The following is a 12,179-nucleotide window of genomic DNA, read 5'->3' on the forward strand; positions in this document are numbered from 1 at the left end:
TATCGTGTGCTATGCAATGCGCTGGCACAGCTAGGATCAACCTATACTCAAATGGACTGTTCGACATCAACCTTTGGTGCCTGAATCGATTAGGAGGCTATCATATGAATACAGTAGATCGTATCCTGGACAAAGCGCTGCAAGGCGGACGCCTGGATGTGGAAGATACGATTGCATTATATGAATCGGATGAGATTGAGAAAATGGGCCATGTGGCTAACCAGCTCATGCAACGCATTAATCCGGACCCGATTACGACATTTGTGATCGGACGTAACGTCAATTATACGAATGTATGCGATGTGTTTTGCCGTTTTTGTGCCTTTTACCGTCGTCCTGGTTCACCGGAAGGCTATGTGCTGCCAGACGAAACGATTTTGCAAAAAATTCAGGAAACCGAAGATGTAGGCGGAACTGAAATTTTGATGCAAGGCGGTGTTAATCCGGATTTGCCGTTTGAATACTACTTGAACATTTTGCGTAAAATTAAACAGCATTTCCCGAACATTACGATGCACTCCTTCTCCCCAGCGGAAATTATGAAAATGCAAAAGCTGTCCGGGCTATCGATGGAAGATACGATCCGGGCGATTCATGAAGCTGGACTCGATTCATTGCCAGGCGGTGGCGGCGAAATTCTCGATGACCGTACACGCCGTAAAATCAGCCGTCTCAAAGGCTCATGGCGCGACTGGATGGACGTGATGCAGACCGCACACAAAGTCGGCATGAATACGACCGCAACGATGGTGATCGGGTTTGGCGAATCGTTTGAGGAACGTGCACTGCATATGATGCGTGTGCGTGACGCACAGGATGAATGTATCCGCAACGGCTACGATTCGGAAGGCTTCCTCGCCTTTATTTCGTGGACATTCCAGCCGGACAATACGAATATGAAGGCGGAAAAACAAACGCCTGAGCAATATTTAAAAAATGTAGCGATCAGCCGCATCGTGCTCGACAATATTAAACATTTCCAATCATCATGGGTAACGATGGGACCGGAAGTGGGCAAACTGTCACTACAATACGGTTGCGATGACTTTGGCAGCACGATGATGGAGGAAAATGTCGTTTCCGCCGCTGGTACAACGCATAAAGTCAATATCGAACAAACGTTGGACATTATCCGCGCCGCTGGCAAAATCCCGGCACAACGCGATACGAAATACAATATTCTCAAAGTGTTTGACGATGAAAACTTTAAAATACAGCGTGATTTTATTATGCAGAACTAAGCGACCAACAACGAGTACGCTGACTGCGCTCAATGCGGAATTTAATATCGTATAAACCAAAGAATTTCATCGTGTGATACAGGTATATGTTCATATGGATGTTATCATAATCGAAATCAACATAAAGACGCTACCGTTCCTATACAGGCATAGTAGCGTCTTTTGTTATGTATTGGAATGGAGAATGCAACGTTTATTCCGATCAGCCCAACCTGGATTTTAATTAAGAAAATATAGTGCATTGACTGAAATTAATTTAAGCTTTGAAGCCGACTAAAGCTCTTATTGATCAGCATGTAGGTACATCATCAAAGTTGAAATTTAACTTCGGTTGCATGCTCGTTTATGCACGCCCACCGTATCAAACGTCAAACGAATACGTGTGCTCCACTTTGCATATTTTGACCGTATAATGTTCATACCATTGCTGTTTTCCTTGCTGTTGGGCAAGCTGATGTACGGGATTGTCTTTCCAATTCCGAATATGTTCGAGATCGCGCCAGTATGAGATCGTAACCCCTGCGCCGTCGGCATTGCGATAGCTTTCCACACCGAGAAAACCAGGCTGCTGCTCAGCCATTTCTACCATCGTATCTGCCATTTTGCCATAACCTTGATCTGCTGCTGTTCGTTTGCTGGTGAAAATAACGGCGTAATACGGGGTTTGCTGCTGCTGGAGTGGAATATGCATCGACATGCTCCTTTCTAGTTTACAGTACTATACTGTTCAATTATAAAGCGATTTGCCTGCTAAGGAAACCGTAACATTACAATCTATATTAAGCACAACTAGACCGCTCTTGACGTACATGCAACACACTTCTATAATGATGAAAGTAAAGTTAAAGTTGATCATATTTGATATATGCAATGACAAAGACATGAACATCAATACAGTCCGGTACAGAGAGAGGAAAAGGTTGGGCGCTGGAATTTCCTCCGGTTGACGGTTGTTGTTTACCCCTTTGGAGCAATGATGTTGAACCCGGACTGTGCGATTCAGCGCAGCAGGCAGTAAGCATGATCGGTTCATCCCCGTTAACGGATGTGCAATGAAGGATTCTGTATACGGTTGGTGTAATCGTGCGGATGCCAGCTTACACGAAAGTGAATGCTGGATCATGATACCGTAGCTCATTTACAGCAGCGTAGCCGCCGTCAGTACAGAATTGAATCAGGGTGGAACCACGTGTGTATATAACGCTCGTCCCTTTGCCGGGACGGGCGTTTTTTGCTGTCTAGCGCAGCTTTTATCCAATATGAGAATGAGAGAGGAAGATTTGTGATGGCAATCGAAATTAAACTACCTGACGGCTCACTTCGTCAGTATGAGGAAGGCAACACTATTGGCGATGTTGCCAATTCCATCAGTAAAAGTCTGTTTAAAAATGCTGTTGCCGGCAAGCTCGATGGCATCGTCGTTGATCTGAACACTCCACTGCACAACGGTGCGCTCGTTGAGATCGTCACCGCAGACAGTGCAGACGGGCTGGAAGTAATTCGTCATAGTACGGCTCACTTGACAGCACAGGCGGTCAAACGTCTGTTTGGCAACAAAGAAGTGAAGCTAGGTGTAGGCCCGGTCATCGAGGACGGTTTCTACTACGATATGGATTTGGAACATCCGCTCAACCCGGAAGATTTGCAAAAGATCGAAAAAGAAATGGAACGCATCGTCAACGAAAACTTGCCGATCACACGCCGCGAAGTGAGCCGTGCCGAAGCGCTTAACATTTTCCATGAGCTGGAAGACCCTTACAAAATCGAACTGATCGAAGCGCTACCGGAAGACAGCATCATTACAATCTACGATCAGGGCGAATTTTTCGATCTATGTCGCGGCCCACACGTTCCGTCAACCGGCAAGCTGAAAGTGTTTAAATTGTTAAGTGTAGCTGGTGCGTACTGGCGCGGTGACAGCAAAAACAAAATGCTGCAACGTGTATACGGCACCGCTTTTAACAAAAAACCGGAGCTGGAACAGCATCTACACTTTTTAGAAGAAGCGAAAAAACGTGATCATCGCAAGCTCGGTAAAGAGCTGGGCATGTTCACCTTCTCCAATCTGGTCGGTCAAGGTTTGCCGATCTGGTTGCCAAACGGTGCCAAGTTGCGCCGTACGCTGGAACGTTATATTGTCGATTTGGAAGAAAAGCTGGGCTATAGCCATGTGTACACACCGGTACTTGGCAATGTGGAATTGTACAAAACATCCGGTCACTGGGAGCATTACCAGGAAGATATGTTCCCGGTGATGGCGATGGACAATGAAGAACTTGTACTGCGTCCGATGAACTGTCCGCACCATATGATGGTATACAAAAGCGATCTGCGCAGCTACCGTGATCTGCCGATCCGTATCGCTGAATTGGGCATGATGCACCGCTACGAAATGTCCGGCGCGCTAACCGGTTTGCACCGCGTACGTGCGATGACATTGAACGATGCGCATCTGTTCGTGCGTCCGGATCAGATCAAAGACGAGTTTGCGCGTGTTATCAAGCTCGTTCAGCAAGTGTACAAAGACTTCGGCATTAGCGAATATCGTTTCCGTCTGTCCTATCGTGATCCGCAAGATACTGAGAAATATTTCCCGAACGACGAAATGTGGGAAATGTCCCAGCGTATGCTACGTGAAGTAGTTGAAGACTTGGATTTGCCGTTTTTTGAAGCGGAAGGCGAAGCGGCATTTTACGGGCCGAAGCTGGACGTGCAAATTCGCACCGCACTAGGCAAAGAAGAAACATTGTCCACTGTACAGCTCGATTTCCTGCTGCCGGAGCGTTTTGAGCTGGAATATATCGGTGATGATGGACAGAAACATCGTCCGGTCGTAATTCACCGTGGCGTCATTTCCACGATGGAACGTTTCACTGCCTTCCTGTTGGAAAACTTTGCGGGTGCATTGCCATTGTGGCTGTCCCCGGTACAGGCGAAAGTCATTCCGGTATCGACCGCATTTGACGACTATGCACGCAAAGTGGAAGACGAATTGCGTCTGAGCGGCGTGACGGTTGAAGCCGACCTGCGCAACGAAAAGCTTGGTTACAAAATCCGTGAAGCACAGCTGGAAAAAATTCCGTATATGTTCGTTGTCGGTGAGAATGAAATGAACGCTGGCAGTGTATCAGTGCGTAAACGCGGTGAAGGCGATATCGGCTCGATGTCGCTTGAAGATGCGAGCAAATTGCTGCGTGAGCAAATTGCGGAACGTACTATTTTTTAAACAAATTTCCAAATAAATGTTTATAATAAAAGCATCGGTGTACTATGCCGGTGCTTTTATTTGTGCCTGTCTATCGGTCGCTGGACGGAGAACGATTTCATTCTGTTGTCGCTTGGGCAAGCGGTCATGTTCGTTTACACTAGGTTTATAGTACACATCGGTAACGGCAAGCAGAAGGCAATCGATGCCTTGTCCGGGCTGCCGAATGCAGAAAGTGAGGAAACGGCATGAATAGACATATGTTCCGCAAGGCGTTTTGGGGACTCAGTCTGATTGGCGTTGGACTGGTGTTTTTGCTAGACTGGTTAAACATTATTGATTTTAGCGTACGGGATGTTATTTTTCTGTTATGGCCTTTAATTTTGCTGGAAATCGGTTTGAATGAGCTGTTGTTCAAATGCAAGCGTGATATCGGCGGCTGGATTATGACGATCTTGGGCACGTTTTTTCTAGGACGCAATCTGGGGCTTTATGATTATTCGATCGGTGATCTGATTCGGTTAACGATTCCGATCGCATTTCTGTTCATCGGCTTCCGGATGATTACCGGCAAAGGCAAACGGGAGAAACAGCGTCATCATCGCGATTATGCCGATATGAACGGCAATGACGGGGTACGCGGTCAAACATACACACCTCCGCCGCCAGCACCTTCATCGCTGGATGATTTGTTCGATGAAAAGTTGGGACGCAAAGCGGTTCATGATCAGGCACATAGCGAATATGGTGCCCATAACGAAACGAGCCATCACCATACATTTACGAACGATACAGCCCAAGATACACGGTTCGAGCGCGCTTCATTTGATCGGCGTGCGGAATCGGGGCGAGGACCGAATTTGCGCAAGGAACCATCGCATTCGCAGCGCCCGGAACAACAACCGCTGTTCGATCCATACAAATCGATGCATGAACAGAACTGGAAACAGCATAAACAACATTTCAAAGACCATATGCGCCATATAAAGCAACAGAAACAATGGTATCGTGATGAGTGGAAAAAACAGTTTAAAAGCGATCACCAGTCATCGTATGATCACAACTATCGTAACGGTTACGATAGCAGTTACAGTGCAGTTGGCGATACAGAGGAACGTTCCAGCTTTATCGGTGATTTGCATATCGGCAAAGATTATTTTGAGCTGAAACCGCTGAATATTTCGCATTTTATCGGGGATACGATGCTTGATCTGACCCGTGCACAAATTCCGTATGGCACGACGCGGATTAATATTTCCGCTTTTATCGGTGATGTGAAAGTGTTTATTCCGAGCGGGGTGGAAGTCAGTTTCAAAGCGGAAGGCAACTCGTTTATCGGTGATATGGACATTTTGAACCGTCATGGTGACGGCATGATGAACCGTCTGAGCGGCGAGACGAGCGAAGCCGATTCCACAGGTAAACGGGTCGAGATTACGGTGAATGTATTTATCGGAGACATTCGCATCAACCGGGTGGGGTAAACGACAATGCGGACAAAGTGGTTTAAAAATATCAAATGGGAGCTAATCGGCTTTTTTAGTACGGTTAGCATTTTAACGACCATTACGATCTACATGATGTTGAGCGCTGATTATCAGCTGCTGCATTTGCCGGAGAAATGGTATTACTATCTTGTCGGTCTCATCGCGATGTGGCTGACCGCCGGTTATGTTGCCGGGCAGCGCGTGCAGCGGCGAATCGACAATGTGCATTTAAAGATGACACAGGTCGCCAAAGGCAATTTTGGTACACGGTTGGAACCGATTGATGATGAATCGTTTAACCGGGTACATGAACAATTTAACGAAATGATGAGCACGGTGGAGCGCAAAATGCGCATTTTGCAGCAGCTTGGCGAGCGTGAAGTGATGGAGCGTGAGCGCGAGGCAGAAATGGCGGTGCTAGAGGAGCGCCGCCGCATGGCTCGCGATTTGCACGACTCGGTCAGCCAGCAGCTGTTTGCAATTCATATGTCCGCTTCCTCGCTGCCCAAAGTGCTGGAACTGAATCCGACACAGGCAGGTATCGTGATGGAGCAGCTGATCCAGATGTCCCAGCTTGCCCAGAAGCAAATGCGAGCGCTTATTACGCAGCTGCGTCCGATAGAGCTGGAGGGACGTTCATTGTCTGAGGCGCTGGATGCGTGGTTTCCGGATTATTGTCGTCACAATGGCTTAAAAGGAATACAGGATGTTGAATTGGTAGGGAAATTGACTGAGGCTAAAGAGCGTCAGCTTTTTCTCATTATTCAGGAGGCACTGGCAAATATCGTCAAACATGCTGAGGCTTCGATCGTCAGCTTGTCGCTGCAGGAGGAGTCTCATCATGTAGCTGTACATATTAGTGATGATGGACGCGGCTTTGATATGAGCGTACACAAGCAAGGCTCGTACGGATTGACCATTATGGCGGAACGTGCCGAAAAGCTCGGCGGACAGGCGGAAATTATTAGCAAACCTGGTGCGGGCACAACGATTCGCATTCATATTCCGAAGTTTGACATATTGTATAAAGGAGCGGATGAGCGTGGACAAGATCAAAATATTGCTGGCGGATGACCATGATATGGTACGGATGGGTCTAAAAACGTATCTGATGCTGGATGAACGATTTGAGGTCATTGCCGAAGCTGCCAACGGGCAGGAAGTGATCGATTTGTTGGAGCAAGGAATAGACGCGCAGCAACCGGATTTGATTTTGATGGATATGATGATGCCGGTCATGAATGGGGTGGAAGCGACGCGGCGTATTTTGCAACATTATCCGCAGTTAAAAATCGTTATTTTGACGAGCTTTATCGAGGATGAGTTGGTCGTAGAGGCGATTGAAGCTGGTGCGGTTAGCTATATTTTGAAAACCGTATCCGCTGAAGAATTGATCTATGCGCTGCAAGGTGCGAGCCGTGGCATGCCGGTGATGACCGGTGACATTTCGCAGGCGCTTACACGCGGTATTCGTCAGCGTAGCACAGCGCAGGAGGAAGCGTCCGATCTGACCGGGCGCGAGCGTGAAGTGCTGATGCTGATTGCGGAAGGTTTGAGCAATAAGGAAATTGCTGAAGAACTGCATATTAGCATCAAAACGGTCAAAACGCATGTGAGTAATTTGCTGATGAAATGCGAATTGGAAGACCGAACACAACTGGCGATTTTTGCGCATCGTAAAGGGTGGGTCAGTCCGGCTTGAGCTGATTGTACATGTGTTATGCGATCCGGTTTCGTTCGTTTTACATACGGTTAAACCGCCTTACTTGGCGGTTTTTGCTGTTTTTTTGGCTCGTTTTATCGTATTGCGATCCAAGACGGCAAGGATTTATTTTCTTTTTAATTGATTTTAATGTGAAGTTAAGGTTAATAGGCGAATATAACAATGTACCAACTGAGTTAAACACGGCTTATACTAATGCAATTATATCATGGGAATCTGGGAGGTTTTCTTCATGGAAGAGAATAACAAAAACGGATTTAGCAACGGCGTGTCTGGAGACGGCCAAAACAATCATACAGCAGACTCTACTCCGAACGGACCAAACAACGAACAAGCGCATTATTATTCCTACGGTCCATTCCAATCGTTGAATCAGGACAATCGCGACAACAATGAACAGCGTCCAACATCACCAACATCTTCTAATCCACAAGTTGAAGTAACGCCTCCTGCTCCGGTTCGTCCGATGTACAGCTCGGACTCGAACCTTACTCCAAACGGTGCACAGCAAGACCCGCTGAATCATCTGCAAGGCTCAGGCAACGGTAACGGCGGTTACAATGGCTATAATGGTAATGGCACTGGCGGTAATGACGGCAACAATCGCAAACCACAATTCCAGTATAACAAGCCGAAAAGCCCGGTCAAAACGATTATAGCTTCTGTGCTCGCTGGGATGATTATCATGACCGGCGGTATGTACGGAGCCGATCGTGCGAACTTGTTTACCGGTGGCAATGCGGCAGCGAATGAAGCTACAGCCGCTACGAACGATAACACGATCACACAGGCAGCACTTCCCGCTGGCGCGGCTGACGTTGCCGATGTGGTGAAAAAAGCAAGCCCGGCAGTCGTCAAAATTGAAACATTCTCCCGTGGAAGTGACAATAACAGCGGTGGCAATAGCGGCGGTAGTAACAATCCATTTTTTAACGATCCGATGTATCGCTACTTCTTCGGTGATCAATTCGGTAACGGCGGTGGCGATGGCGGCGGCTCTGGCTCCGACAATGGCGGCAGCAGCAGCGGTTCTTCCAATTCCAATGCATTGACACCGATCGGCATCGGTTCTGGTTTTATTTTCGATAAAAACGGCGATATTCTTACAAATGCGCACGTTGTAGGGAATGCCGACGTGATCCAGGTTACACTGGAAAACGACAAAACTCCATACGAAGCCAAACTGATGGGTAAAAGCACTGGTCTTGACCTCGCCGTACTGAAAATTCAACCAAAAGAAGGTCAAGCGAACTTCCCTTATATTTCGCTCGGCAATTCCAGCAATATGGAAATCGGTAGCTGGGTTGTAGCGATCGGTAACCCGCTCGGCTTCGACCACACCGTCACAGCCGGTGTGCTGAGTGCGAGAGGACGTAGCATTACCGCATCGGATGAGGAAAATGGTCAATCGACTCATTATTCCAACCTGTTGCAAACCGATGCTTCGATCAACCCTGGTAACTCCGGTGGTCCGCTGCTTAATATGAACGGACAAGTTATCGGTATTAATACAGCCGTAAGTGAAAATTCGCAAGGTATCGGTTTTGCGATTCCGTCCAATGAAGTCGCTAAAGTGCTCAACAATTTGATGGAAGGTAAATCGGTACCGGCTACTCCAATTCCGTTTATCGGTGCATCGTTGATGACATTGACACCTGAAATTTCGCAGCAACTCGGTGTGAACACAACTAGCGGTTCTGTCGTAACTAATGTGCTGTACAGATCGCCTGCTTATCAAGCTGACCTGCGTTCATATGATGTAATTACCGGTATTAACGGTACACCATATTCCAACAGCCAAGACCTGGTGGCGGCGATTCAAAAACTGAAAGTTGGCGATACCGTTACATTGAATGTCATTCGTGACGGCAAGAAAATGGACTTGCCGGTCAAAATCGGTGACCGCAACCAGTTCAAAGATTCGCTCGACAACTCGACTAATCCGGATAGCGGAAACGGTCAATAACTTCGTGCTGGATTCGTGATGGTGATGCCGATTCGCATGGCATTATCATCCCCAGTTTATATACAATAAAAGGCGGAAAGGATATCCTTTCCGCCTTTTATAGTTGTTTGCAGCGCGTTTGTGAGCAAAACAGAAGCGGATATAGTGTAAAACCTATTTCGTTGGTACAATAGAACTAGTAATCCACCTAAGAACGTTGACCAAAGGAGAAGCAGCGATGAGACCAACGATTTTAATTATTGATGACGATGAAAAAATTATTTCCATGCTTCGGCGTGGGCTAGCTTTTGAAGGTTATGAAGTGCTAACCGCTTCCAATGGAGCGGAAGGCTTGAATAAGATGCTGGAAAATGATCCTGCACTGATGGTACTTGATGTGATGATGCCACAAGTGGATGGATTTGAAGTATGCCGCCGTGTGCGTGAAGCCGGCATTTCCGTGCCGATTCTAATGCTGACCGCCAAAGATGAAGTGGAAAATCGTGTGCGTGGACTGGATGCCGGAGCAGATGACTATTTGGTGAAGCCGTTTGCGTTGGAAGAACTGTTGGCACGGGTGCGTGCATTGCTGCGCCGTAAACCGGATGCTGATTCATCGAATACGAACCGATTATCGTTTGAAGATTTGACGCTTGATGCGGATGCACGGGAAGTGACCCGTGACGGTAAACGACTGGAACTGACCGCCAAGGAGTTTGAGCTGTTGTATCTGTTTATGCAAAATCCGAAACGTGTACTTTCCCGTGATCTGATTATGGATAAAATATGGGGCTATGACTATAGCGGCGAATCGAATGTACTGGAAGTGTATATCGCCATGCTGCGCCAAAAAACCGAAGAACATGGCGGCAAGCGCCTCATTCAGACGATTCGGGGGGCAGGCTATATTTTGAGAAGCAACACCTAATGAAAGGGCTGACAGTATGTCAATACGCTTAAGACTAACAGTATGGTATTCCGGCATATTAGCGGTGACGTTAATGCTGTTCAGTGTAGCGATTTATGCATTTGTTTATTTTAATACGTATCAGGATTTGCGGATGCGGCTGCTTGATCAAGTGTATCGAATCCAGGTTTCGACAGGTGTGCCGGATCGTCAAGGTCATGTCGATCTGCTACCATCGGTCAAAGATTATTATCGGCTAATGGAATCCGGCTTTCGGATCAAAATCGGCAATTATACCGATGCAGCGCTGGAACATTCCTATAACGGCAGTTTTCTTAAAGTTCCGCCGCCCGATAAAATTCCGGGCGATCTGAAACAGGTCGATTACAATGGGCGCTCGTATCTCGTTGCGTATGGAGCGATTTATTCGACAACGAATCCAGATCAATTGCTCGGTGTGATGATTATTGCAGCTGATATGACCGATTCCAATCAACTGTTTGACGATTTGCGAGTGACGCTGATCGTCGGCTCGCTGGCGACGTTGTTTATCGCATTTACGCTAGGGCTATTTCTGGCGCGCAAATCGATGGCACCGATCGGTAAAGTGATCAAAGCTGCCAATCAAATTCAAAACGGCAAAGATTTAAGCGTACGGATCGATTATGATGGTCCATCCGATGAAATCGGGCAGCTAATTAGCACGGTCAACGGTATGCTTGGACGTACTGAAGTATTTTATAAAGAGCTGGCAGAAGCGTACACGGCACAGCGCCGCTTCGTCTCCGACGCTTCGCATGAGCTGCGCACACCGCTGACGACGATTCGCGGCAATGTTGATCTGCTGCAAAAAGCATGGAACAAAAAGCCGGATGAAGCGCCTCATCTGGACGAACATATGCTCAAAGAGCTGTCGATGGAGGCGATTAACGATATCGCTGATGAAGCGAAGCGGATGAGCCGACTAGTCAATGATATGCTCTCATTAGCACGCGCGGATGCGGGGCAGACGATCATTAAGGACAGCTTGCCTGCCGGTGAATTGCTAGAAGAAGTAGTGCGCCGTGCCCAGTTTATCCCGCATCGTGCCGAGTGGCAACCGGCGGATATGGCGAAGCTGCATGAATATTTTATATACGGCAATAAAGATTATTTACAGCAAATGCTGTTTATTTTTATCGAAAATGCGTTTAAGTATACGCCAGACGGCACGGTCACACTCGATACGGTCATTTATCCCGAGCAGATCGGTGTACGTATTAGCGATACCGGGATTGGGATGGATCAGGAGGAAGTGCCGCATATTTTTGAGCGTTTTTACCGTGCGGACGAATCGCGCGGTGTTACGCCAGGCACTGGGCTTGGACTATCGATTGCCAAATGGATTATCGATGCACACGAAGGTTCGGTCGAAGTTGTGACCGCCAAAGGCAAAGGTACAACGTTTGTCATTTGGCTTCCGCTGGCAGCTGTGCCGGTCGAGGGCGAAATGTTGCCGGAGAGCTTGCCGGACAGCGAAGAAGTGCTTGATCTGCCTGATTTGAAAAAGGAACAATTGAACAAAGAAACGAACAAAAATATACTCAAGCCTGTCAAAAAGCAGCCGGACGATGAACAAAATGGCTCTGGTGGCAGCTCGGGCAACGAGTAGCTTACAAATTAGCTCTGTCA

At 47.4% G+C, this 12,179-nt stretch carries 9 protein-coding genes; 8 read left to right on the forward strand and 1 reads right to left on the reverse strand.

Annotated elements, in window-relative coordinates; genetic code table 11:
• Window positions 1–104: 104 nt before the first annotated feature.
• Window positions 105–1,241 (forward strand): cyclic dehypoxanthinyl futalosine synthase, encoded by a 1,137-nt coding sequence (gene mqnC / locus U1I11_RS01795; protein ID WP_322903298.1) that lies wholly within the window; start codon window positions 105–107, stop codon window positions 1,239–1,241.
• A gap of 361 nt (window positions 1,242–1,602) precedes the next feature.
• Here mqnC and U1I11_RS01800 read toward each other — a convergent pair whose 3' ends face one another.
• Window positions 1,603–1,932, reverse strand: a complete 330-nt coding sequence (locus tag U1I11_RS01800; protein WP_322903299.1) for an antibiotic biosynthesis monooxygenase family protein — start codon at window positions 1,930–1,932, stop codon at window positions 1,603–1,605.
• 594 nt (window positions 1,933–2,526) lie between these two features.
• On the opposite strand from U1I11_RS01800, the gene thrS reads away from it, so the two are divergent.
• The 7 genes from thrS to U1I11_RS01835 all read left to right on the forward strand — a co-directional run bounded on the left by thrS (window position 2,527) and on the right by U1I11_RS01835 (window position 12,159).
• Window positions 2,527–4,467: a threonine--tRNA ligase gene (gene thrS / locus U1I11_RS01805; protein ID WP_322903300.1), complete on the forward strand. Its 1,941-nt coding sequence runs from the start codon at window positions 2,527–2,529 to the stop codon at window positions 4,465–4,467.
• A 227-nt stretch (window positions 4,468–4,694) separates the two neighbouring features.
• Window positions 4,695–5,930: a cell wall-active antibiotics response protein LiaF gene (gene liaF / locus U1I11_RS01810; RefSeq protein ID WP_322903302.1), complete on the forward strand. Its 1,236-nt coding sequence runs from the start codon at window positions 4,695–4,697 to the stop codon at window positions 5,928–5,930.
• A gap of 6 nt (window positions 5,931–5,936) precedes the next feature.
• Complete coding sequence (locus tag U1I11_RS01815; protein WP_322903304.1) at window positions 5,937–7,007, forward strand: sensor histidine kinase; 1,071 nt, start codon at window positions 5,937–5,939, stop codon at window positions 7,005–7,007.
• Complete coding sequence (locus U1I11_RS01820; protein WP_416235579.1) at window positions 6,970–7,635, forward strand: response regulator; 666 nt, start codon at window positions 6,970–6,972, stop codon at window positions 7,633–7,635. Before U1I11_RS01815 ends, U1I11_RS01820 begins: the two co-directional genes overlap by 38 nt.
• Window positions 7,636–7,888: 253 nt before the next feature.
• The gene (locus tag U1I11_RS01825) at window positions 7,889–9,622 is read left to right on the forward strand and encodes a S1C family serine protease (RefSeq protein WP_322903307.1); all 1,734 of its coding nucleotides are present in this window, start codon (window positions 7,889–7,891) and stop codon (window positions 9,620–9,622) included.
• Window positions 9,623–9,839: 217 nt separating this feature from the next.
• A complete protein-coding gene (locus U1I11_RS01830; protein WP_322903308.1) occupies window positions 9,840–10,529 on the forward strand; it encodes a response regulator transcription factor in 690 nt (229 codons plus the stop codon).
• A 16-nt stretch (window positions 10,530–10,545) separates the two neighbouring features.
• Complete coding sequence (locus U1I11_RS01835) at window positions 10,546–12,159, forward strand: HAMP domain-containing sensor histidine kinase (protein ID WP_322903310.1); 1,614 nt, start codon at window positions 10,546–10,548, stop codon at window positions 12,157–12,159.
• The last annotated feature ends 20 nt before the right edge of the window (window positions 12,160–12,179 follow it).

Source organism: Paenibacillus campi, assembly GCF_034659835.1.
GTDB classification, from domain to species: domain Bacteria; phylum Bacillota; class Bacilli; order Paenibacillales; family Paenibacillaceae; genus Saccharibacillus; species Saccharibacillus campi.

Excerpts from the sequence above, each read along its gene's own strand:
- mqnC (WP_322903298.1), top strand. The coding sequence starts at position 105 with ATGAATACAGTAGATCGTATCCTGGACAAAGCGCTGCAAGGCGGACGC.
- U1I11_RS01800 (WP_322903299.1), bottom strand. The coding sequence starts at position 1,932 with ATGCATATTCCACTCCAGCAGCAGCAAACCCCGTATTACGCCGTTATT.
- thrS (WP_322903300.1), top strand. The coding sequence starts at position 2,527 with ATGGCAATCGAAATTAAACTACCTGACGGCTCACTTCGTCAGTATGAG.
- liaF (WP_322903302.1), top strand. The coding sequence starts at position 4,695 with ATGAATAGACATATGTTCCGCAAGGCGTTTTGGGGACTCAGTCTGATT.
- U1I11_RS01815 (WP_322903304.1), top strand. The coding sequence starts at position 5,937 with ATGCGGACAAAGTGGTTTAAAAATATCAAATGGGAGCTAATCGGCTTT.
- U1I11_RS01820 (WP_416235579.1), top strand. The coding sequence starts at position 6,970 with ATGAGCGTGGACAAGATCAAAATATTGCTGGCGGATGACCATGATATG.
- U1I11_RS01825 (WP_322903307.1), top strand. The coding sequence starts at position 7,889 with ATGGAAGAGAATAACAAAAACGGATTTAGCAACGGCGTGTCTGGAGAC.
- U1I11_RS01830 (WP_322903308.1), top strand. The coding sequence starts at position 9,840 with ATGAGACCAACGATTTTAATTATTGATGACGATGAAAAAATTATTTCC.
- U1I11_RS01835 (WP_322903310.1), top strand. The coding sequence starts at position 10,546 with ATGTCAATACGCTTAAGACTAACAGTATGGTATTCCGGCATATTAGCG.